This is a genomic window from Rhizobium sp. KDH_Rht_773_N, assembly GCF_052946295.1.
The window spans coordinates 243,898-265,748 of record NZ_JBRFNB010000002.1 but is presented as its reverse complement, the minus strand read 5'-3'; the positions used below and the strand labels follow the sequence as shown (position 1 = coordinate 265,748).

At 61.9% G+C, this 21,851-nt stretch carries 19 protein-coding genes and 1 pseudogene; 8 read left to right on the top strand and 12 right to left on the bottom strand.

Translation table 11 applies throughout. From position 1 onward, the window contains the following. Positions 1 to 275: 275 nt before the first annotated feature. From ACU8HS_RS23185 to ACU8HS_RS23175, 3 genes are all read left to right on the top strand, one after another. On the top strand, positions 276 to 1,070 hold the full coding sequence (locus tag ACU8HS_RS23185; protein ID WP_377312635.1) for an SDR family NAD(P)-dependent oxidoreductase: 795 nt from the start codon (positions 276 to 278) through the stop codon (positions 1,068 to 1,070). An 82-nt stretch (positions 1,071 to 1,152) separates the two neighbouring features. Further along, the gene (glgX, locus tag ACU8HS_RS23180; RefSeq protein ID WP_447016277.1) at positions 1,153 to 3,309 is read left to right on the top strand and encodes a glycogen debranching protein GlgX; all 2,157 of its coding nucleotides are present in this window, start codon (positions 1,153 to 1,155) and stop codon (positions 3,307 to 3,309) included. Between the two features lie 17 nt (positions 3,310 to 3,326). Beyond that, the gene (locus ACU8HS_RS23175) at positions 3,327 to 4,337 is read left to right on the top strand and encodes a DNA topoisomerase IB (protein WP_447016276.1); all 1,011 of its coding nucleotides are present in this window, start codon (positions 3,327 to 3,329) and stop codon (positions 4,335 to 4,337) included. Positions 4,338 to 4,381: 44 nt separating this feature from the next. Here ACU8HS_RS23175 and ACU8HS_RS23170 read toward each other — a convergent pair whose 3' ends face one another. From ACU8HS_RS23170 to ACU8HS_RS23145, 6 genes and pseudogenes are all read right to left on the bottom strand, one after another. Further along, positions 4,382 to 5,116 (bottom strand): glutathione S-transferase, encoded by a 735-nt coding sequence (locus tag ACU8HS_RS23170; protein WP_447016275.1) that lies wholly within the window; start codon positions 5,114 to 5,116, stop codon positions 4,382 to 4,384. Positions 5,117 to 5,267: 151 nt separating this feature from the next. Beyond that, a pseudogene (locus ACU8HS_RS23165) lies at positions 5,268 to 5,426 on the bottom strand (plasmid stabilization protein); the annotation flags it as partial. Positions 5,427 to 5,435: 9 nt separating this feature from the next. Continuing rightward, entirely contained in the window at positions 5,436 to 8,159 is a 2,724-nt protein-coding gene (locus tag ACU8HS_RS23160; protein WP_447016274.1) for a response regulator, read from the bottom strand. A 157-nt stretch (positions 8,160 to 8,316) separates the two neighbouring features. Beyond that, positions 8,317 to 8,496 carry a hypothetical protein gene (locus ACU8HS_RS23155; RefSeq protein ID WP_377312629.1) on the bottom strand — a complete coding sequence of 60 codons (180 nt, stop codon included), beginning with the start codon at positions 8,494 to 8,496 and terminating at the stop codon, positions 8,317 to 8,319. A gap of 322 nt (positions 8,497 to 8,818) precedes the next feature. Next, entirely contained in the window at positions 8,819 to 9,151 is a 333-nt protein-coding gene (locus ACU8HS_RS23150) for a DUF2934 domain-containing protein (protein ID WP_112703412.1), read from the bottom strand. A 13-nt stretch (positions 9,152 to 9,164) separates the two neighbouring features. Next, positions 9,165 to 9,395 (bottom strand): hypothetical protein, encoded by a 231-nt coding sequence (locus ACU8HS_RS23145; RefSeq protein ID WP_447016273.1) that lies wholly within the window; start codon positions 9,393 to 9,395, stop codon positions 9,165 to 9,167. Positions 9,396 to 9,506: 111 nt separating this feature from the next. Between ACU8HS_RS23145 and treZ the strand changes: the two genes are divergently transcribed. The 3 genes from treZ to ACU8HS_RS23130 all read left to right on the top strand — a co-directional run bounded on the left by treZ (position 9,507) and on the right by ACU8HS_RS23130 (position 13,808). Continuing rightward, a complete protein-coding gene (treZ, locus tag ACU8HS_RS23140) occupies positions 9,507 to 11,357 on the top strand; it encodes a malto-oligosyltrehalose trehalohydrolase (protein WP_447016272.1) in 1,851 nt (616 codons plus the stop codon). 55 nt (positions 11,358 to 11,412) lie between these two features. Then, complete coding sequence (locus ACU8HS_RS23135; protein WP_112570440.1) at positions 11,413 to 12,876, top strand: phospholipase D-like domain-containing protein; 1,464 nt, start codon at positions 11,413 to 11,415, stop codon at positions 12,874 to 12,876. Positions 12,877 to 12,965: 89 nt separating this feature from the next. Further along, positions 12,966 to 13,808 carry an endonuclease/exonuclease/phosphatase family protein gene (locus ACU8HS_RS23130; protein ID WP_112755244.1) on the top strand — a complete coding sequence of 281 codons (843 nt, stop codon included), beginning with the start codon at positions 12,966 to 12,968 and terminating at the stop codon, positions 13,806 to 13,808. On the opposite strand, the gene ACU8HS_RS23125 is transcribed toward ACU8HS_RS23130, so the two are convergent. The 3 genes from ACU8HS_RS23125 to ACU8HS_RS23115 form a co-directional block, all read right to left on the bottom strand. Continuing rightward, positions 13,805 to 14,571, bottom strand: a protein-coding gene (locus ACU8HS_RS23125) for an IS5 family transposase (RefSeq protein WP_447016271.1) whose coding sequence is annotated in 2 segments (ribosomal slippage) — positions 13,805 to 14,247 and positions 14,247 to 14,571 — 768 coding nt in all. Because the reading frame shifts where the segments join, the coding sequence is not laid out codon by codon here. The genes ACU8HS_RS23130 and ACU8HS_RS23125 overlap by 4 nt on opposite strands. A gap of 69 nt (positions 14,572 to 14,640) precedes the next feature. After that, entirely contained in the window at positions 14,641 to 15,597 is a 957-nt protein-coding gene (gene tehA, locus ACU8HS_RS23120) for a dicarboxylate transporter/tellurite-resistance protein TehA (RefSeq protein ID WP_113413778.1), read from the bottom strand. 61 nt (positions 15,598 to 15,658) lie between these two features. Beyond that, complete coding sequence (locus ACU8HS_RS23115) at positions 15,659 to 15,997, bottom strand: carboxymuconolactone decarboxylase family protein (protein ID WP_112570434.1); 339 nt, start codon at positions 15,995 to 15,997, stop codon at positions 15,659 to 15,661. A gap of 120 nt (positions 15,998 to 16,117) precedes the next feature. On the opposite strand from ACU8HS_RS23115, the gene ACU8HS_RS23110 reads away from it, so the two are divergent. Continuing rightward, the gene (locus tag ACU8HS_RS23110) at positions 16,118 to 17,059 is read left to right on the top strand and encodes an AraC family transcriptional regulator (RefSeq protein ID WP_447016270.1); all 942 of its coding nucleotides are present in this window, start codon (positions 16,118 to 16,120) and stop codon (positions 17,057 to 17,059) included. A 194-nt stretch (positions 17,060 to 17,253) separates the two neighbouring features. Then, a complete protein-coding gene (locus ACU8HS_RS23105; RefSeq protein ID WP_113413776.1) occupies positions 17,254 to 18,147 on the top strand; it encodes a LysR substrate-binding domain-containing protein in 894 nt (297 codons plus the stop codon). On the opposite strand, the gene ACU8HS_RS23100 is transcribed toward ACU8HS_RS23105, so the two are convergent. The 3 genes from ACU8HS_RS23100 to ACU8HS_RS23090 all read right to left on the bottom strand — a co-directional run bounded on the left by ACU8HS_RS23100 (position 18,144) and on the right by ACU8HS_RS23090 (position 21,828). Further along, complete coding sequence (locus ACU8HS_RS23100; protein WP_113413775.1) at positions 18,144 to 18,686, bottom strand: transcriptional regulator; 543 nt, start codon at positions 18,684 to 18,686, stop codon at positions 18,144 to 18,146. The two genes, ACU8HS_RS23105 and ACU8HS_RS23100, sit on opposite strands and share 4 nt — an antisense overlap. Positions 18,687 to 18,818: 132 nt before the next feature. Further along, positions 18,819 to 19,898 (bottom strand): ABC transporter ATP-binding protein, encoded by a 1,080-nt coding sequence (locus tag ACU8HS_RS23095; RefSeq protein ID WP_447016269.1) that lies wholly within the window; start codon positions 19,896 to 19,898, stop codon positions 18,819 to 18,821. A 1-nt stretch (position 19,899) separates the two neighbouring features. Beyond that, positions 19,900 to 21,828, bottom strand: coding sequence for a glycoside hydrolase family 127 protein (locus tag ACU8HS_RS23090; protein ID WP_447016268.1), 1,929 nt, complete (start codon positions 21,826 to 21,828; stop codon positions 19,900 to 19,902). Positions 21,829 to 21,851 lie beyond the last annotated feature (23 nt).

Sequence of the window (21,851 nt, the reverse complement as noted above, 5' to 3'; positions counted from 1 at the left end):
TGCCATAGGGCTCGCGGGTGAAAAGACGGCTGCCGAGCTCCCGTCCGGAAGGGTTGCCCGCCGGTCGGCGAAATAGGCGTCGTCCTGCGATCCTCCAGCGTCCTCAGACCGTGCTCATGCGTCGGCAAATCGTCGATACGGGAACGGCGGGCCGCTGCCGAAGGTGTGCCCATCTCGCTCTTTCGTGCATTGCCCTTCTGCGATCTTGCCTGCTAAGACTGGCACATATCGTTTCATCACCTATGTCCTTGGTTTTTCGGGAGGCTATCGTCGCCATGGCAGATCTTGCTCAATCGCTTGCATCCATCAAAATTCCAGACCTCGCCGGCAAGGCCGTCTTGATTACCGGCGCCTCGACAGGCATCGGTGCGGCCGTCGCTCGCGCCTTCGCCGCCCAAGGCGCCAAGGTCGGCGTGCACTACAATGCCAGCCGCGAGCCGGCCGAAAAGCTTGCCGAAGAGATCAAGGCCGCTGGCGGTGCGGTCCATCTCGTGCAGGGAGACGTGTCGCGGGAAGGGGAGACGGAACGCGTCGTCGAAGAGACGGCCAAGACCTTCGGTCATCTCGACGGCCTGATCAACAATGCTGGCGGCATGCTCGGCCGCAAGCCGACGTCGGAATATACCGACGAGCATTATGAGAAGGTCATGAACCTCAATGCCCGTTCGGTGCTTGCGGCAACACGCGCCGCCCATCCCTGGCTGAAGAAGCAGGGCGGCTTCATCATCAACACGACCTCGATTGCCGCGCGCAACGGCGGCGGCAACGGCGCAATTCTCTATGCGGCCTCGAAGGGTTTCGTCTCGACGATCACGCACGGCCACGCCAAGGAATTCGTCGCCGACAAGATCCGCGTCAATGCGGTTGCGCCGGGTGTCATCGCGACGCCGTTCCATGAGCGCTATACGAATGACGAGCAGATGGAAATGCAGCGCAAGTCCATCCCGATGGGTTTCGTCGGCACGTCGGAAGACTGTGTCGGCGCCTATCTGTTCCTCGCCTCTCCGACGCTCTCCGGCTACATCACCGGCCAGATCATCGAGGTCAACGGCGGCCAGCTGATGCCGTGACCCGACTGCAAAGCTCGTAATCTGCGGAACTTTCGCACCGCGATGACGTTTCCCGCTTGGCCATTCATCAAGCGGGGGCGTCATGAGCTTTTCCTTTTCCGAACTCGACTTCCTGAAACCGGAGCTGGGGGCGGAATATACCGGCACAGGCACGCATTTCGCGGTTTTCTCCGCCCATGCCGAGCAGATCGAACTCTGCCTCTTTTCCTCCGACGGCAAGAAGGAAGTCGCCCGGCTGCCGCTGCCGAAGCGCGAAGGTGACATCTGGTCCGGCTATATCGCCGGCCTCGGTCCGGGCACGGTCTATGGCTATCGCGCCCACGGCCCTTACGATCCGAAGAACGGCCATCGCTTCAATGCCAACAAGCTGCTGCTCGATCCCTATGCCAAGCAGGTCCTCGGCGATCTCAGATGGCACGATGCGCTCTACGGTTACGCGATCGGCGAGGACGAGCTTTCCTTCGACGAGCGCGACAGCGCGCCTTACATGGTCAAGGGAGTCGTGCAGGACCCGGATTTTGACTGGGCCGGTGAAGAGGCGATACGGCGGCCGTGGCCGGATACGATCATCTACGAGGCGCACGTCCGCGGGCTGACGATGCTGCATCCCAAAGTGCCCGATCGGCTGCGCGGCACCTTCCTCGGCATGTGCAGCGATCCGATCATCGACCATCTCGTCAAGCTTGGCATTTCCGCGATCGAACTGCTGCCGATCCAGTTCTTCCCCAACGACCGCTATCTCGAAGAGAAGAAGCTGACGAATTACTGGGGCTACCAGACGCTCGGCTTCTTCGCCCCGCAGTCGCGCTATCTGTCGGGTGACAGGATCACCGAGATCAAGACCATGGTGAAGAAGTTCCATGCCGCCGGCATCGAAGTCATCATGGACGTCGTGTATAACCACACGGCCGAAGGCAGCGAGAAAGGGCCGACAATGTCCTTTCGCGGGCTCGACAATGCGAGCTACTACATTCTCTCGCCTGACGATCCGCGCCATACGTTCGATACGACCGGCACCGGCAACACGCTGAACGTGGCGCATCCGATGGTCATGCGCATGGTGCTGGATAGCCTGCGCTATTGGGTGGGCGTCATGCATATCGACGGCTTCCGCTTCGATCTCGCCAGCACGCTCGGCCGCCAGGACCTGGAATTCGACCGTCAGGGCCTGTTCTTCGGCGCAATCCGCCAGGATCCGATCCTTGCCGGCGTCAAGCTGATCGCCGAGCCATGGGACGTCGGGGCCGGCGGCTATCAGGTCGGCGGTTTTCCGCATCCTTTCCGCGAGTGGAACGACAAGTTCCGTGACGACGTGCGCCGCTTCTGGAAGGGGGACGGCGGCATGGTGTCGGAAATCGCGCAGCGCATCACCGGCTCGGCGGTGCAGTTCAACCACTCCGATCGCGGCGCGACGTCATCGGTCAATCTGCTGTCGGCCCATGACGGCTTCACGCTGATGGACACGGTTTCCTTCAACGATAAGCACAATGAGGCAAACGGCGAGGACAACAGGGACGGTCATTCCGACAATCATTCGGACAATATGGGCGCCGAAGGCGCGACCGATAATGACGATATCAACAGGCTGCGGGCGCGCCGGCGCCGCAACATGATGGCGACCCTGATGCTTTCCCAGGGCGTTCCGATGATCCTTGCCGGCGACGAGGTCGGCAACAGCCAGGGCGGCAATAACAACGCCTACTGTCAGGACAATGAGATCGGCTGGACGAAATGGGACGGCCTCGATGATCCCTTCCTTGAATTCTGCCGCAAGGTCGTCGCCTTCCGCAGGGCGCATCCGGTGCTGAGACAGGAGCGATTTCTGACAGGCGACAGTACCGAGGACGGCCGCATCGAAGTTGCCTGGTACAAGCCGGACGCCAATTTCATGGATGACGGCGCCTGGAATGATGACGGTCTGCAGGTGCTCGGCGTCTATCTCTCGAAGAGCGCCCATTCCCCCGATGCCGAGGAGATGGACGATCTCTATCTGGTCTTCAACGCCGGCGGCGATTGCGAAGTGCATTTGCCCGAGGTCAATGGCCTGAGCCAATGGGCGCGCGTGCTCGATACCGGCGCCGAGGAGGACGGTTTCATGGTCCATAAGCAGGACAGCCCTGTAATGGTCTATGCCCAGAGCATTGCTGCCTTCGCGCCGGAAGGCCAGACGCGGCCGCCAAAAGATGCAGACAAAGCCGAACGCCGCCGATGGTTTCATTTCGGCCGGCGCAGCAAGTGACGGGTCCGTAGCCAGCAATGAATGCCGAAATCATCAGCGAGCTCGGCCTGGTCTATGTCAGCGATACCGAACCGGGTATCCGCAGGCGCAGGAAGGGCAAAGGTTTCAGCTATCAGCTGCCGGATGGCGCAACGCTGACCGACGAACTCCAGCGGGCGCGCATTCACGCGCTGGGCCTGCCGCCGGCCTACGAGAACGTCTGGATCTGCATCTATGAGAACGGCCATCTGCAGGCGACGGGTTTCGATGCTCGTGGCCGTAAACAGTACCGCTACCACAAAGACTGGCAATCTTTCCGCAGCGCCGGCAAATTTCATCAGCTGATCGAATTCGGCCGGGCGCTGCCAAAGATCCGGCGAACGGTCCTGCGCCATCTCGATACCGGTGCTGAGGATATCGATGGCGTGCTCGCCGCGCTCACGACCCTGCTCGATGAAGCGCATCTGCGTGTCGGCAACCAGGCTTATGTCAGGGAGAACGGCACCTATGGCGCCACGACGCTGCTCAAACGCCATCTGAAGATCGTCGACGGCCGCATCGAACTGAAGTTCCGCGCCAAGGGCGGCAAGCGTGTGCAGCGCAGCCTCAAACATCCGCGCCTGCAGAAGATATTGGAGGAGATCGCCGACCTGCCGGGCAGGCAGCTCTTCGTCTGGAAGGACGAGACAGGTGCGCTGAAACCGATCGATTCCGGCCGGCTGAACGCCTATCTCGCCGATATCTCGGGCATTGCGATTTCGGCCAAGACCTTCCGGACCTGGGCCGGTTCGCTGGCTGCTTTCGGCGCTGCGCGCGCAGCCATATCCGAGGGGCGGCGACCGACCGTGAAGGAAATGTCAGAGGCTGCGGCAGAGGCGCTGCACAATACCCCGGCAATTTCCCGCTCGAGCTATATCCACCCGTCGATTGTCGCACTGGCGGGCTCTGACGAGACGCTGGAGGAGAACGATGCCGAGCCTTTGCGCGGGCTCCGGGCAGATGAAAACCGTATGCTGGATTTCCTGACGCATTACGCCGCCCCCGAGTGAGAAGGGGGCAGTCGGCGGCGGCGAAATCGAGACGAAAACGGCGTTCAGGACGCTTCCATGTCGAGTTCCGGATAGTGGCGGAAAATGCCTTCGGTGCTGAATGGCAGGCGGCGCTCCGATTTCAGGTAGCGGGCTATGTTCGGACGTTGCGCGACGCTGTCATGCAAGGCGGCGAGCAGCGGGTACCTGCTGGGGTAGTTGCTCATCGCCTTCGGGAAGGCATAGAGGAGGCCCTCGACGACCTGGAAAAGCGAAAGATCCGCATATGTGACGGCATCACCGGCGATATGTTTGGGGCCATTGGGATTTTGTTGCAGTACACGTTCGAAGTAACCCAGAAATTTCGGGATACGGTCGTTGATGAAACAGGCCGAACGCGCCTTCGCCTCTTCCTTCTGGTCCTCGTAATAGAGTGAAGTTGCGATAGGGTGATGCGTGTCGTGCACCTCAGCGACAAAGTCGGTGATCGTGAGCTGCAATCCGTTCACGACATGGCGCAGCCCCTCGTCGTCAGGCGCAAGGCCGAGTTTGGGGCCAAGGTAGAAAAGAATGTTGGCGACATGCGAAACGATGAGATCGCCGTCCTTGAGGAAGGGCGGGGCGAAGGGAATATGCGCCTCGCTGTGGCTCTGCATGATGGCCATCATCGCGCCGATGCCACGTCCGGGGCCGGATTGGCGGGTGATGTCGATATAGGCGGCGCCCGCTTCTTCGAGCGCCAGCCGCACAAATTCGCCACGGCCCTGGATGCCGTCCCAATAATAAAGCTCGTAACTCATTTGCCCTCGTTGTTCTTTGCCATCGTCGGTTTCGCGCCCGAAATCCTTTTGCAACAAGTGTATGCCGCGGCCGTTTCGTCAACTGCACTCCGGCGCAGTTGACGAAGAATTCAGGCTAGTGCCTCCTCCTTATGGGCATGTGATGGTGCCCTCAGTGATGGGCGTGGTGTTCGTTGCGCTTGCGGGTGGCCACAGCCTTCCTGGCAGAGGCGGAGCGTTCTTCTTTCGAGCGGGATGCGGAGGCCCGACCGCCGATGCGCCCGTCCTTTCCGGAGGATGCGTGCATGTCCTTCTTGCCGCGTCCCGAGCCAATCGGGACCTAATCAACCGGGCGCTGGCGGGCGGCGGCCTTGACCGCGCGGTCGAGTGCCGCAGTGGTAAACGGCTTCGGCAGCAGCACGGAGCCGGAAAAGCGGTTTGCGTCCGGCAGGTTGCTGTTGCCGGTCGCAAAGATGATGCCGACCGAAGGCAACGCTTCGCGCGCCAGCGCAACGAAGGCCGGACCGGACATGCCCGGCAGGCCGACATCGGCAACGATGATATCTATAGCCATATCGCTGCCGCGCAGGAGTTCGATACCCTGTTCGCCACTGTCGGCTTCGATCACGTCGTAACCGAGGTCCTGCAGGATTTCGGCCATATCCATGCGGATGAAGGCGTCGTCCTCGACCAGCAGAAGCTTCAACCTGGCGTGCGTAATGTCGCGCGGCTGCCCGCCGCCCGGACGTGGCGCCGGGTTGGCCTGGCGGCGTTGGATCTGGTTGGCGAGGACATGGCGCACCTTTCGCGCCAGGGCCTCCCGCGTGTAGGGCTTGGAGAGCAGTTCCAGGCCGGGATCGAGTCGGCCGCCGTGGACGATCGAGTTTTCTGTGTAGCCTGACGTGTAAAGCACGGCGATATTGGGCAGGCGCGCGCGGGCCATGCGCGCAAGTTCCGGGCTCTTCAGCGGGCCAGGCATGACGACGTCGGTAAAAAGCAGGTCGATCTGGGCACCGCTCTCGATCACCGTCAACGCGCTCTGCGCGTCCTTGGCCTTCAGCACATGGTAGCCGAGATCGGTCAGCATCTCGACGACGGTTGCGCGCACACCCTCATCGTCCTCGGCGACCAGGATCGTCTCGGTGCCGCCGGTTGCCGGCACATTGTCGCCGGCGGCGATGCGGTCCTCGCTCTGGAAGGAGCGCGGAAGATAAAGCTTCACCGTCGTGCCTTCGCCAGGCTCGCTGTAGATCTTGACATGGCCGCCGGACTGCTTGACGAAACCGTAGACCATGGAAAGGCCAAGGCCAGTGCCCTTGCCCTCCGGCTTCGTGGAGAAGAACGGTTCGAAAGCCTGTTCGATGATTTCCGGAGACATGCCGGAACCTGTATCGGTGACGGCGAGCACGACATATTGGCCGGCTGCGACTTCCGGATGCGTGCGGCTGTAGGAATCGTCCAGAAAGGCGTTGCCCACTTCGATCGTCAGTTTGCCTGAACCGTCCATTGCATCGCGTGAGTTGATCGCGAGATTGAGCAGCGCGTTCTCAATCTGGATCGGGTCGGCAAAACTGTTCCACAGGCCGCCGGAAACCATGGTCTCCACCTCGATTTCCTCCCCGAGCGCGCGGCGCAGCATGTCGTCCATGGCAGAGACAAGGCGGCCGATATTGACCACCTTCGGCTCGAGAGGCTGGCGGCGGCCGAAGGCGAGGAGCTGACTGGCGAGCCGCGATCCGCGCTCGACGGCGGAGAGCGCGTTGGAGATACGCTCCTTGGCTCTGCCGTTATGCGCCACATCCTTGCCGAGAAGCTGGAGATTGCCCGAAATGACCTGCAGCAGGTTGTTGAAATCATGCGCGACGCCGCCGGTCAGCTTGCCGATCGATTCCATCTTCTGCGCCTGCTGTAGTGCCGCTTCCGCCTGCTGGCGTTCGAGGATTTCGGCGGCGACACGGATCTCGAGCGTTTCGTTCAGCTTGCGGAGCTGGTCCTCGGCCTCGCGGCGCTGGGCAATTTCAACCTCGGCGGCGCGAATGAGCCGGGCGTTGTCGATTGCCACGGCGGACTGGCCGGCCAAGCTGACGAGACTTGCCTCTGCCGCTTCGGAAAAGCGGGCGGGCTGGCTGTGACCGAAAAACAACCCGCCGATGACACTGCCGTCGCGCGACTTGACGGGCACGGCGAGATAGCTGCGCACAGGAAGGTGGCCGTTCGGCATGCCGGAATAGGGCGCATTCTGTCCGTAGCGCGGATCAAGCAGGATATCGTCGGAGCGCACGACGCCCTCGCCACTGAAGGTCGGCGCAAAAACCTTGGTGTTGCGCGGCATTGGAAACTTGTCGAAATGTTTCCGGTCGACGCCCGACAGCGCGTAAAGCATATAGCTGCCGCCTTCGCCGTCATCGACATTGTAGAAGAAGGCGCCGAATTCGGCGCCCGTCAACGTGACGCCGGCATCGACGGCAATCTGCGTCAGGCGGTCGACGTTGAGTTCGGCGGTAATCGCCGAACCGGCTCTGTTGACGACGGCGAGCGTTGCGGATTTTTCCCGTGCCTCATCCAGCGCCATACGCTCCCGGCGTTTGGCAAGCACCTGATCCGTCACCTCCATCGTCGCGCAGAGAATGCCGGCGACCTTGCCGTCGTCATCCCGCAGCGGGGTGTAGGAAAAGGTGAACCACGTGTCTTCCGTCTGTCCCTCGCGCCGCATGGGAACGCGCAGTTCCCTGTAGAGCTGCGACCGGCCGTCGAGCGTGGCCTTCACGATCGGCTCGAACTGCGGCCAGATATCCGACCAGACCTGCTGAAACGGCCTTCCAAGGGCGGCGGGATGCCGTTCCGGAAAAATCGCGACATAGGCGTCGTTGTAGATGAAGGCGAGTTCGGGACCCCAGGCCACGAATTTCGGCTGGCGTGAATTGACGACCATTTCCGTGATGTGCCGGAGTGAACTTGGCCATGTCTCGACCGGTCCGATGCCGGCTGCATGGAGGCCGTTCCGGCGCAGCAAGTTTCCGATTTCGCTATCGCCCTCCGGCCAGCGGCCCCCAACCCTTCCCATTAAGTATCGCTTTCATTCCTCTGCGGCATCATTCGCGTCAGGTCTGCCGGTCCATGCTCACAAGATAGAGGCATGAGGCACAAGGGAAAGGGCGAGCCGCAAATATCGTTAACCGGGCAAAACACCCGATTACTCGTGTGGAGGCTTTTTATATTTGTTAATCCTGGTCCAGCTTCTGCGAAGCGACAAAAGTGCGGCTCAAAGCAAAGGAACGAAGCTGGATTGGTTTGCGCGGATCTCGGAAAAATACGCCGACTATATTATCGACGAGGAGGATAAGCCCCAGCGCAAAGCCGATGTAGAGCAGGGCGGCGATGAGAAGAAGCGACATCTCCATCCCTCACACCGGCGCCGGGAAAGCCCGGCCGGAGGGCGCGGGAACTGGGATGCTGATGACATGGGCAAACCGGCTGTTCATGACGACGTCCTCCGCTTGCCCATAAACAGCCGGAGCATGTTCTTGTTCCCCGTTTCGAGGGGTGGACGCAGCTCTTTTGCAAAGCTGTCCCGACGGACGTTTCATTCGGCTTGTGTTCACCCCCGCACAGAAGCTGCCGCTTCATGAACTTCATAGCGCGCAACTAATTCAAACTTGTGACACAAAGAGTTAAGGGGCGCCGTTCAAGCGCCCTTTTCCATTAAATTTTTAACATTTCTCGTCAGGAAGCAGACTTGCGAGCCGCCGCGCGCTTCGGCGCCGGTTTGACGATGCCGCTGGCTTTGGTGCCTGTGGCTGTCCGCTTTGCCTTCGCCTTGGCTTCACCGCCGTTGGCGGACTCTGCCGGCTTCGGCGCATCGGCCTTGGCGGCTGCCGTCCGTTTCGCCCGCGGCTTCGCTTCCTTGCCGTTCGCAGACTTCGAGGCCCCCTTGAGCGCATCATGCTCGGCCCTTGCCTTTTCCCAATGGATGGAGTCTCGCCCAGTCGGATGCCCCTCTTCTTCCCAAAGGGCATATGCACGTTTTTTTATCCACTCTTCCCGAGTTTCTGCCATCGCTGATCTCCAGTCACAACATGCCGTCGTCCGAACGCGATACTTGTAGAAAAGTTCCAGACTCCGGAGCCGGTTTCAAGCGTATTTGCCAAGTACATCGGGAATATTTTTGCGTTGCGGCATTTATAGGCAATAACAAGTCCTGGTTGCCTTGATATTGCGCAATTCGAGGCAGGGTGGGGGCGCCGGCGCTTTCGCCTGCGAAGATGCGGCCGAACTTTGGCGCGACGCCGCTGGCCGCCATTCCTCCGTCTTCCTCCTCAACCGCTCCTGCTGCGGCTTGCCGCTCATCCTTCGGAACAACCCGCGGCTTCAGGAATTTGATGCTGGTTGGAAATCGCACGGGGCACGAGGGATGAACCAGATTTCGAAGACCGGCACGAAGGCGCAAGGCGCGGGACGCTGGGGCGCAGAGCTGCTTGCGGGAGGAGGCGTGTGTTTTCGCCTCTGGGCGGAGGGCGAGAATGCGGTCGCGCTGCGGCATCGCGGCCGCGATATCCCGATGCAGGATGCCGGTGACGGCTGGTTCGAGGCCACGGTGGCGCAGGCCTTCGCCGGCGACGACTATATGTTCGTCCTCTCCGACGGAAGGGCCGTGCCGGATCCGGCCGCGCGGGCACAGGCCGGCGACGTGCATGGCCCGTCATTGATCGTGGATCCCGGCTACCAATGGCGGAATTCGAACTGGCGCGGACGCCCGTGGGAGGAGGCCGTCATCAGTGAAATCCATATCGGCACCTTTACGCCCGAGGGGACATTCCGTTCTGCGGCGGAAAAGCTCGAACATCTTGCGCAAACCGGCATCACGGCTGTCGAAATAATGCCCGTCGCGCAATTTGCCGGCAATCGCGGCTGGGGCTACGATGGCGTGCTCCACTATGCCCCGCATTCGGCTTACGGCACCCCGGCCGATTTCAAGGCCTTCATCGATACGGCGCATGGCCTCGGCGTCATGGTGCTGCTCGACGTCGTCTACAATCATTTCGGACCCGAGGGCAATTATCTCCACAGCTACGCGCCGGGTTTCTTCCGCAAGGATCGGGAGACGCCCTGGGGCGCGGCGATCGATTTCGGGCGGGAGCCGGTGCGGCGTTTCTTCATCGAGAATGCGCTCTACTGGATCGGTGAGTTCCGACTGGACGGGCTCAGGCTCGATGCCGTTGAGCAGATCCATGATACGTCCGAAAAGCATGCGCTCCTGGCGATCGCCGAAGACGTGAAAGCCGCCTTCGCCGACAGGCAGGTCCATCTCGTCGTCGAAGACCAGCGTAATCTCGTGGAACTGCTGGCTCGTGACGAGAACGGCGCTCCCCGAGCCTACGAGGCCGAGTGGAACGATGATTTCCACCATGCGGTCCATATTATCGCAACCGGCGAAACCGGCGGCCATTACAAACCTTTTACCGGTCAGCTCTGGCATAAGCTTCGTCTGGCGCTCCAGCATGGCTTCATCTATCCGGATCGCGCCGATCCGCCGCAACTGCCTGCCGGCGCGCGTCGCTACCTGCCGCCGACCGCCTTTATCGATTTCCTGCAGAACCATGACCAGATCGGCAACCGTGCCTTCGGCGAGCGGCTGGTCAGCCTTTGCGATCCCGATATGCTGGATGCGCTGACGGCGATACTCCTGCTTTGCCCGCATATCCCCTTTCTCTTCATGGGAGAGGAATATCGGGAGAGGCGCCCTTTCTTTTTCTTCACCGATTATACGGGAGAGCTCGCCAGAAGGGTCCGCGAGGGCCGCGTGGCGGAAGCCGAGGGTTTTGGTGGGTTGAAGGCCGGCCGGACTGCGGCCGATCTGCCCGATCCGAATGCCTTTTCGACCTTCGAAAGTTCGAAACTCGACTGGCAATGGCGCGAGAGCGAAGAGGGCATGAAAGGTCTGGCTTTCGTCGAAAGGCTCCTGGATGTGCGCAAGACCTATATCGTGCCGCTCTTGCTACAAAGCTGGGCGATCGAAAGCGGCGCGCTGGAAGTGCCCGAAGGCGCGGTCGCCATCTGGTGGAAGTTTGCCAACCTGACGCTGGCGCTGCGCGCCAATCTGTCCGGGCAGGCGCTGGTCTTGCCGTCGCTCGCAGGCACCGTAATCTACGAGCGCTACGGCAAGGAAGAACGGCCGGCTGAAAATGGTGCGCTGCCGCCGCATTCGGTCGTCTTCGCCATCGATATCGAGCCGGCAAACCGGACATCTGAAAGATTCGCGTAGAAAGCGAAGCGCGGGCTGATTGAACGCAGACGATTCACGGCTATATCCTGTGGCGATGTTTCAGCTGCTGTCGATCTACTGGCCGCATATCCTTTTCGTCATCTCGATTGCCATGGGGGCAGCCGCGGCGATCCACGCCACCATGACCAAGGAAGAGGTCCGGGCGGCGACCGGCTGGGTGGGCGTCATCATCCTGTCGCCGATCGTCGGTGCGCTGCTCTACATGATTGCCGGCATCAACCGCATCCGCCGCAAATCGCTGAGCCTTCGCCGCGATGCCCTGCTGCCCGCCGCCGATCTGGACGAGCTCGAGAAATTCGACGCGGAGACCGATAGCGTCATCAGCCAGTTCGGCCGGCGTTTTGCGGCCCTGCAGACGCTTGGCGATCGCGTCACGCGCTACCCGCTGACGACCGGCAACACCATCGACATGCTGGAAAACGGCGACGAGGCCTATGCGGCGATGAAGACGGCAGTCGAAACCGCCGAACGCAGCATCCTGCTCGAAACCTATATTTTCGACCGCGACAGGGTCGGGCTTCGCATCGCCGATGCACTGATTGCGGCCGTCAGGCGCGGCGTGGAGGTGCGCGTGCTGATCGATGCGGTCGGCGCGCGCTATTCGGTGCCGAGCATTCTCGGTTATCTGCAGGAGGGCGGGGTAACGGTCGACGTCTTCAACGGCAACGTCATCATGGGCCTGAGGCTGCCCTATGCAAATCTGCGCACGCACCGGAAGATCCTGATCGCGGATGGCAAGACCGCGCTGACGGGCGGTATGAATATTCGCGAAGGCTTCAGCGAGGAAATGGTCGGAGCGAATTTTGCCCATGACACGCATTTCAGTATCAGTGGCCCGGCCGTTGCCGATCTCTTCGACGTTGCGGCCGAGGACTGGCGTTTCACGACGGGCGAGATTCTGAACGGCGAGGCCTGGCGCATCGACCGGCCGGAGCGCAAACGCGGCGATCCGGTCTTCATGCGTATCGTTGCTTCCGGGCCGGACCGGAGCGTGGAAACCAACCACAAGATGCTGATGGGTGCCTTTTCCGTGGCGCGCCAGTCGATCCGGATCATGTCGCCTTACTTTCTGCCGGATCGGGAACTGATCAGCGCGCTGACGACGGCAGCCCGGCGTGGCGTGGAGGTTGATATCGTCGTGCCTGCGGCCAACAATCTCGTTCTGGTCGACCGGGCGATGACGGCGCAGTTCGACCAGATCGTCAAGAACTACTGCCGCATCTGGCGTTCGACCGGCAGCTTCAGCCATTCCAAGCTTCTCTCTATCGACGGAACCTGGGCCTATGTCGGCTCCTCGAATCTCGATCCGCGCTCGCTGCGGCTGAATTTCGAGGTCGATCTCGAAGTGCTGAATGCCGGTTTTGCTGCCGAAATCGACGAGCGCATCGACGATGCCATCAAGTCGGCCACGCCGGTCACGCTCGAGGGCCTGTGGTCGCGGCCCTTTCTGGTGCGGCTGCTCGAAAGGGTGTTGTGGCTGGGTTCGCCATATCTTTGAGTTTTCACAATTGCGGCATGGCAAGTTTTGCTGCGCTGCCTATAATCCTGGAAAAGAGCTTTCGAGCTACGGAGCCGGCGTTCCTTCCGATGCAAGCCAAGAAGAAAGACAGTCTCCCCGCCAGTATCATCGCTTCCATCAAGAACAGGAAGAAACGCGCCGAGGCCTGGCGTGCGGGGCCGAAGCCGCGCAGTGACGGCACGCTGATCGCCTCCTACAATGTCCATAAATGTGTCGGCACCGACCGGCGCTTTGATCCCGAACGCACCAGCCGTGTCATCCATGAGATCGATGCCGATGTCATCGCGCTGCAGGAGGCCGATACGCGCTTCGGCGAGCGCACCGGTATTCTCGATCTCGCCCGGCTGGAGCGCGAAACCGGGCTCGTTCCGGTTCCGATCTCGGGGGCGGTGAAGGCGCATGGCTGGCACGGCAATGTGGTGCTCGTGCGCAAGGGACTGGTGCATGATGTGCATCAGGTGAAGCTGCCGGGGCTGGAGCCGCGCGGTGCGCTGGTTGCGGAAATAGAGCTGGAAGCCGGCGGGAAGCTGCGCATTATCGCGGCCCATTTCGGCCTGCTGCGCCATTCGCGGGCGCAACAGGCAAAGACGCTGGTCGATCTCATCAGCGACCGTCACGAAATGCCGACCATCCTGCTGGGTGATCTCAACGAATGGCGGCTCGGCGACCGCTCGTCCCTCAATACGTTCCAGATGGCCTTCGGTCCGCTGCCGCCCGCCGTTCCAAGCTTTCCTGCGGGCCTGCCGGTCCTGGCGCTCGATCGCATCATTGCCAATCGCGAAGGCATCATCTCCGCCGTGGAAGTGCACGACACCCCGCTCGCGCGCATGGCATCCGACCACCTGCCGATCAAGGCGGTGGTCGACCTGCAGCAGGAACTGGCGAAAGCGGCCGTCGGCCCGGGCGTCTAGGTCGTGGACTCATAAATTCGCATCCACAGCCTAGCCGAGGCGAGAGCGACGGCAGCAAGGAAGTTGGTGGCGAGCTTGTCGTAGCGGGTGGCAACCCTCCTGAAGTGTTTGAGTTTGCAGAAGAAGCGTTCGACGAGATTGCGCTGTCGGTAGAGGCTTGGGTCGACTGATCTCTGGACCCTGCGGTCGCGCTGGGTTGGGATGTGGGCCTCGCCGCCGCGTTCTCGAACCAGGTCGACTAGGTGCTGCCAGTCGTAGCCACGATCGGCGATTACGACAGACGCTGAAGGAAGCCTTTCGAGCAGGCCGGGCGCGGCGGCCTTGTCGGAAGCCTGCCCTTGCGTCAGCGCGAGCCGAACCGGCAAGCCCCGTTCGTCGACCACGACATGAATCTTGCTGGTCAGTCCTCCACGAGACCGGCCGATGGCGTGATCCGGACCCCCTTTTTACCACCGGCGGCGTGCTGGTGGGCGCGGACGATGGAGGAATCGATCAATTGCATCGACTGGGGCGAAGCGGCTGCAAGCGCCTCGAAGACCCGCAGCCACACGCCCGCCTTGGCCCACCGATTGTAGCGATTGTAGGCCGTCGTGTAAGGGCCGTAGCGCTCCGGAAGATCGCGCCACGGCGAGCCGGTTCGCAAGATGTAGAAGATCGCGTTCAGAACGCGCCGATCATCCGCCCGCGCCACGCCACGGGGCTTGTTGGGAAGAAGCGGCGCAATCAGCGCCCATTCCCGATCAGTGAGGTCGAATCGTGCCATGCAAACTCCTCCTTCGGAGTTTGAATCATGAACGACCCTCAAAGGGAATCCCGTTTATGAGTACAGTCCCTAGGCCCGGACGGGTGCAGGAAGAAGCTTGCCTCTGATCAGCAGCCACAGCGTAGCGATTGCAACCAGCGCAAGCGCGATGTTGACGAGCACGAAGATCACGGGAGCCAGATGGTCGATCGCTCCGGTATCGCCGCGCGCCGTCATCCGCAAGGCGGCAGTCGAAAGTGCCGTCAGTCCGAAGGTGAAGGCCCAGTAGGAACCCGCGAAAGGCTGCTGCATGATCCATGGCAACTGACGGGCGATGACCAGCACCTGCAGGATGGCATAGCCGAACATCGCATGCGCGAGCATATCGGGTGTTCCCGTCGTGACACTGAGATAAGCGACGCTGCCGACAGCAGGCGGGGCGATCTGGATGCCGAGCGTCGGGCGCAGCGGCGCCGCAAGCTCAGGGGCCATCAGCAACCGGTGCAGAAGCACGGATTCGACCGCGAGCCAGGAGAAGAAACCGGCCCCGAAGGCAAGCTGCCCCCAATCGGCATAGCCAAGCGTGCCGGCTGCGATAGCCGTCACGAAAGAACCGGCAACAGTCGGCAAGTAAAGAACCGGCGTGTTGCTGGCCGGATCACGTTCGCCACGCCACAGAAGCCCCGTCCGCCACAGCAGGAAGAACAGTGCGATGGCGAAACCCGCCAGGGCGAGCGCTTCGGCTCCGATACGCGAATAGGGAAGGATGGAAAGCCCCGCCAGCATGGTCGCAACGCCGATCAGGCCGACGAAGCAGCATTGGATCGGATGTTCCAGCTCCGCCGTCGCCTCCTTCGGCGCGACAAGCCACTTTGCGGCATAGAGGACGATAAGGACGAGCCATATGGCAAAGCCGACGAGGCTGATCACCTCGCCCACATCCGGTGCGATGGGCCAGACGGCAGCGGCGGCGCGCCAGCTGTTGCCGAGCCCGGCAACACCGAGAACAATGCCAAAGAATGCAGCGGGTATGCGGGGCAGCGACATTTTCGTTTCTCCGGGTTGGTCCGGCAGGATCAGGGTCCTGCCGGCGAGAGGGGCGGTCCGTTCACTTTGCGATGGCGTCCGCAGCGTCCATGACGCGGGCAGAATAGACAAGGGCTGCGCCGGCATTCACCGAGATCGCCACGCCGAGGGCTTCGGCAATTTCCTCCTTGGTGGCGCCTGCCTTCTGGGCCTCGGTCGTATGCACCACGATACAACCGTCGCAACGGACGGTCACGGCTACGGCAAGGGCGATCAATTCGCGCTGCTTGGCGTCGAGATGATTGGTCTTCTGCCCGGCAGTGGAGAGGGTCTGGTAGCCCTTGATCGTCTCGGGCACGACCTTGGAGAGTTCGCCGATCCGGCCGAAGAGTTCGCCCCGATATTCCTTCCAGTCCAACATGACAGTCACTCCTTCTGAAATCAGCGACGGCATCATTGCCTCGGCTGTTGGAAGCGACTATGACCTTGGGTGCCGATACTTTGAATGCTTGGGAAGCTCAATTTCTAGCGCGATCGTCTCATGGATGTTTTAAGCCGCCTTATCGAACTTGCCCGCCTGCAGCCAACGCTCGACATCCGCTGTCGCCTGCAGGGCACATTCGCGATCGATCATGAGCCGGCGGCGCCCGGTACGCTGCCGTTCCACCTCATCCTTGGCGGAGATTGTCTTATTCGTCTCCGCTCCGGTCGCGAGATCACGCTGCGTTCCGGCGATTTCCTGCTGCTGCCGCGAGGGGATGCGCATGTGATCGTCGGTTTGCGGCCACGGGGCGAGACAGGGCCTTTGCGTGTTACGACGGGCGGCATGTTGCCTTTGCGCGAAAACGGCGACGGCGACGCCGACCTTGACCTTCTTTGCGGTCATTTCGATTGCGCCCCGGGATCGGCCGCCCTGTTGCTCGACAGTCTTCCCGACGTCTTTCACGTATCGCTCGCCGCGGAAGCGGAGGAATTGCTGAAGACCCTGGTCGCCATGCTTTACAGGGAAACGGCTGAGGAGAAGCCGGGAGCATTGGCGATCATCACCGCAACCTGCCTTTCGCTCTTCATCATGGCGGTGCGGGCAGGCAGGGCGTCGCCCGTCGCGTCGTCTGGGCTGCTGCAATTGCTCGGCGATGCAAGGCTCGGCAAATCCGCCGCGGCAATGATGTCCTCGCCCGCCTTTCCCTGGACGATCGATGAACTTGCTCGCCATTCGGCCATGTCGCGGGCCACCTACGCCCGACAATTTCGCGAGCGCGCGGGAATGACGGTGGGTGCATTCCTGACCGATATCAGGATGATGCTGGCAAGCGACCTGCTGGTCCGGACGCGGCGGACGATTGCGGATATCGCTGCGGAGGTCGGCTATGAATCGGAAGCCGCATTCGGCAAGGCTTTCAAAGGTCGCCGCGGGATAACGCCGGCCCGATACCGTTCTGCGGAACTGGCCGCCCGCATGGAGGATCCAGGCGAGCGCTAGGTTCGCGTTCAGCAGTCCGGCCGCCGACGGTTGTTCTTGCCGTGCGATGTGAAGGTGACGAGATGAAGGGCATCGATCAGGACGGAGATGATCTGCTTCCACATGGCTATTCTCCTTTCCCAACTGTTCTCCTCCCCTTGCGCCCGGTCTTCAAACGAGCTTATCGTTCACTTCGAATGACTTGAGGTTATAGGATGAAGCGTGGTCGGCTGCCTCTGACGGCATTGCGCAGCTTCGAGGTCGCGGGGCGGCTCGAAAGCTTCACGCGCGCGGCCGAGGAGCTGTTCATCTCGCAGGCGGCCGTCAGCCGTCAGATCCGTGAGCTGGAACACCTGTTGGGTGAGCCGCTCTTCGAGCGCCGGCATCGGAGCGTCGCCCTGACGGCCAGTGGCCGGACGCTGCTATCGGTGCTGACATCGTCCTTCGACCGGATCGACGAGTGTCTGGAGGATATTCGAGGCGCTTCACGCTCCACCGATCTGAAGATCAGCGTGGAGCCTTCCTTTGCCGCCTGCTGGCTGGTGCCGCGCCTGCCGGAATTCCGCAGGCTTCACCCGGATATAGAAGTCTTGCTCGATGCGGATTCGCGGCTTGTCGAGTTCCGCACCGGTCAGGCACAACTGGCGATCAGGCACAGCGCCACCGTCACGGCGTGGCCGCGGACAGAAAGCCGGCACTTGCTCGATGTGCGCATGCTGCCGGTGATTGCATCCGATCTTCTGGAGCGCGGCCCGCCGATCTCTTCTCCGCGCGACATTTTTGCTTACGGGCTTTTACATGAGGAAAACCGCGACGCCTGGAGCCGGTGGTTTGAGGCGGCCGGCATCGCCATGCCCGAGACGGCGAGGGGGCCGGTCTATGCCGATGATGGGCTGGTCCTGCAGGCGGTGCTGCGTGGCCAGGGCGTTGCACTAATGGATGCGGCCTTTGCAGAGGAGGAAATCCGCGCCCGCCGCTTGCGCCAGCTCTTCGACCTTACAGTTCCGAACGGCGCCTATTGGCTGGTTGCCCGCAGTTTCGACCGGCTTGCGCCCCCGGCTGCGGATTTTGCGCGCTGGGTGCTTCAATCTAGCCAGGAAAGGCTCTAGCTGCCTGTCGCCATCCGCTTTCTGGCCGCCTCGCGCACAAGCTTCCATCGGGTAAGCTCGAGCATGGCGTCCGCCAATGCCCGATGCACCGGGACGGCCTCCTTGCTCTCCTCGACGATGTCATCGACGAGCGTCGATAGTTCTGTCTCCGTGACGGCCGCTCCGGCTACGTCGCGCGCTGTGGCCATAAAGGCATCGCGCGATTTGCCGAGCCGCAGCGCATGCCGAGGAAGGCCGGCGGCGCGCAGGAGAACGCTCAGCCATTTTCCATCCCACGAAGGGGCGCTCGCATAAAGATCGTGGCCGGTCAGGACCTCGACCATTTCACGAGCGATCTGCTCCACCGGCACGCCTTCCGAGGCAAGCAACTCTCGCGAAATCCCGTGAATTGCTTCTGCGTCTGCTGCCCAGTCGTCCCAATCGGCGGCGGGCCGGATCAGAGCGGAGTGAGAACGGCCGTCTTCGAACACCCAGGCAATTTCGATCGGAACGCTCTTCTTGCTGAGGGACGAGGCCTCGAAATCCAGGAAAACGATCAAGGCGACACGACAGACGGGGCTGTCCTCCAGCGAAAGACCCGTTCCCATCGACCGGCATCTGTCGCCTCGAAACCTGTTCGGGCATCGGGGACCGGTTCGAGCGAACGGGGCGCAGCCTACAGCTGCCCGTGTCTATTTGTCGAGCCGCATGCCATCGGCATCGAACACATGCAGATGGGCGGGATCGCTGCTGAAGGCGAGCTGGCTGCCGGTCTCGATATCGGAGGATCCCCTATATTCGACGGTCAGGGGCTGACCGTCACCAAGCTGGCAATAGAGAAATTGGGTGCCGCCGAGATATTCGTCGAAATCGACCCTCGCCAGCAGCGCCTCGTCCTGCGGTCCGGCGACGATAGCAAGATGTTCCGGCCGCGCGCCGAGGGTGATCTTCTGGCCCGGCGTCAGGCCGGCACCGCCGATCGGAGAGCGAATGCGGTTGCCGGCCACCAGAATGCTGCCGTCGCCTGCCCAGCTTGCCTCCAGAAGGTTCATGCGGGGTGAACCGATGAAACCGGCGACGAAGACATTGTTGGGCCGCTCATAGATCTCGCGCGGTGTCCCCGCCTGTTCGATCCGCCCGTCACGCAGCACGACGATCTTGTCGGCAAGCGTCATGGCTTCGGTCTGGTCGTGCGTGACATAGATCATCGTATTGCCGAGCTCACGGTGGAGCCTGGCAATTTCGATGCGCATCGAGACACGCAGTTCCGCATCGAGGTTGGACAGCGGTTCGTCGAAGAGGAAGACCTCCGGCTTGCGCACGATCGCGCGGCCGATCGCCACGCGCTGCCGCTGCCCGCCCGAGAGCTGTCCCGGCCGGCGGTCGAGCAAGTGGTCGATCTTCAGGATGGCCGAGGCCGCCTTGACGCGGGCCTCGATCTCCGAGGCCTGCGTCCTTGCCATTTTCAGGCCGAAGGCGAGGTTGTCGCGCACGCTCATATGCGGATAAAGCGCGTAGGACTGGAAGACCATGGCGATGCCGCGATCGGAAGGATCGAGATCGGTGACATTGCGGCCCTTGATCTCGATTTCCCCGTCCGTGACATCTTCCAGCCCGGCAATCATGCGCAGGAGCGTCGATTTTCCGCATCCCGAGGGGCCGACGAAAGCGACGAAGGATCCCTCCGTTATGGTGAGGTCGATGCCATGGATGACTTGCAGATTGCCGAAACTCTTGCGAATTTCGGTCAGCACAACGCCCGTATCCGCCATGTTATTCACCGCGCGCCTTGCCGGCTCTCACCCAGACGAGCATCTCGCCCGGCTCGCGATTGTCCCAGAAAGGATAGGGCACGAAGCGCGCGCTTGCCTGCTTTGTCGCCGGCGGAGAGGTGCGGTAGAGCGCCGAACCCCAATCGGCCGTATCGCGGCTGACAGGAAGCTCGAGGGCGACTGCGCCGCGGAGGCCGGCCATTTCCGACGTTTTCGCCTGGGACACATCGCCCGACAGCGAAATGCCGTTCAGTCCGGCGCCGTTATCGGTCTCCTCAATGCAATAGACTAGCGGGCCACGCATCAGCGCGGTGCGGCCGGCATCCTGGCGGACCAGCGGATTGGCGAAGAGCTTGCGGGCCGACAGCGGGATCGACAGATCGACCCTGTCGCCGCTCTTCCAGTCGCGTTCGATGCGGGCATAACCATCGACCAGCACCGATGACAGATCGAGCCTCTCCCCATTGACGGAAAGCGCAGCACCGTCGGCCCATTCCGGAATGCGCAGCGACAGCGCGAAGTGAGCGGGGCGGTCGAGCGCAAGGTCGAAACGGATAGCGCCATCCCAGGGGTAACGGGTCTGCTGTGAAAGCTCGACCTTGGCGCCGGCAAGATCGAAGCGTGCCTTGCTTTCTCCGTAGAGGTGGACGGCAATCTCGTCCTCGGCGATCGCATACATGTAGGAGCCGACGGAGGCGAGCAGGCGGGCGATGTTCGGCGGGCAGCAGGGGCAATGGTGCCAGATCCAGCGATGGTGCTTGCCGGCGCTCTCCAGCGGGTTCTCGTAAAAGAAGCGCGTGCCGTCGAGCGAAAGCCCGGCCATGGCGCCGTTATAGAGCGCCTGTTCCATGATATCCGCATAGCGCCGGTTCGGGCCGCGGCCGAGCATGCGGTTCGCCCAGAAGACGAGGCCGACCGAGGCGCAGGTTTCGGCATAGGCGCTTTCGTTCGGCAGGTCGTAATAGTCGGTAAAACCCTCGTTGGCAGCGGCCGGGCCGATGCCGCCGGTGATGTACATCTGCTTGGTCGTCAGGTCGTCCCAGAGCGTTTCGAGGGCTGCCGTCAGCGTGTCGTCGTTATATTCCGTGGCAATATCGGCCATGCCGGCATAAAGGTACATGGCGCGCACCGCGTGGCCGACCACCTTCTTCTGTTCGCGCACCGGCACATGCGCCTGGCCGTATTCATAGGTCTTCTGGTGAAAATCGGCCGCGTTGCGGCCGTCGCGTATGGCCTCTTCGGTGAAGAAATGCGGCTCGGTGCCGCGCTCGTCGATGAAGAATTTGGAGAGGTCGAGATATTTCTTCTCGCCGGTCACGCGCGCCAGCTTGACGAGCGCCAGTTCAATCTCTTCGTGGCCGCAATAGCCCGGGATCTGGCCAGGGCCATGGCCGAAGACGGTGATCAGGTAATCGGCGTAACGGCACATGATGTCGAGCAGTTTCCGCTTGCCGGTCGCCTGGTAATAGGCAACGGCGCCTTCGATCAGGTGGCCGGCGCAATAGAGTTCGTGATGGTCGCGCAGGTTCGTCCAGCGCCGTCCCGGCTGCACGCGCTGGAACCAGGCGTTGAGATAGCCGTCCTCGTCCTGCAGTTTCTCATACATGTCGATGATCTGATCGACGCGTGCCTCAAGCTTCGGATTGGGCCGGCGGTAGAGCGAATAGGCCACGGTCTCGATCGATTTGCCGAGGTCGCTGTCCCAGAACATCTGCGTCGACCCGCCCCAGGGACCGATCGGGATGACCACGCCGGGGCTCGGCTGGGTGACGTCGATCGCCTGCAGCATACCGGCCTCGACGCAGCGGTCGAGCAGCGTTTCGGCAGTGGAATCGCAGATTGCATCCTGGCGATCGCCAAACAGACCGTGCAGCTCGACGCTCGGTACGGGCAGGGGACGGAACTGGCGGTCTCTCTTCAGCTTGTTCATGGCTTCATCCATTTCGTTGAAAG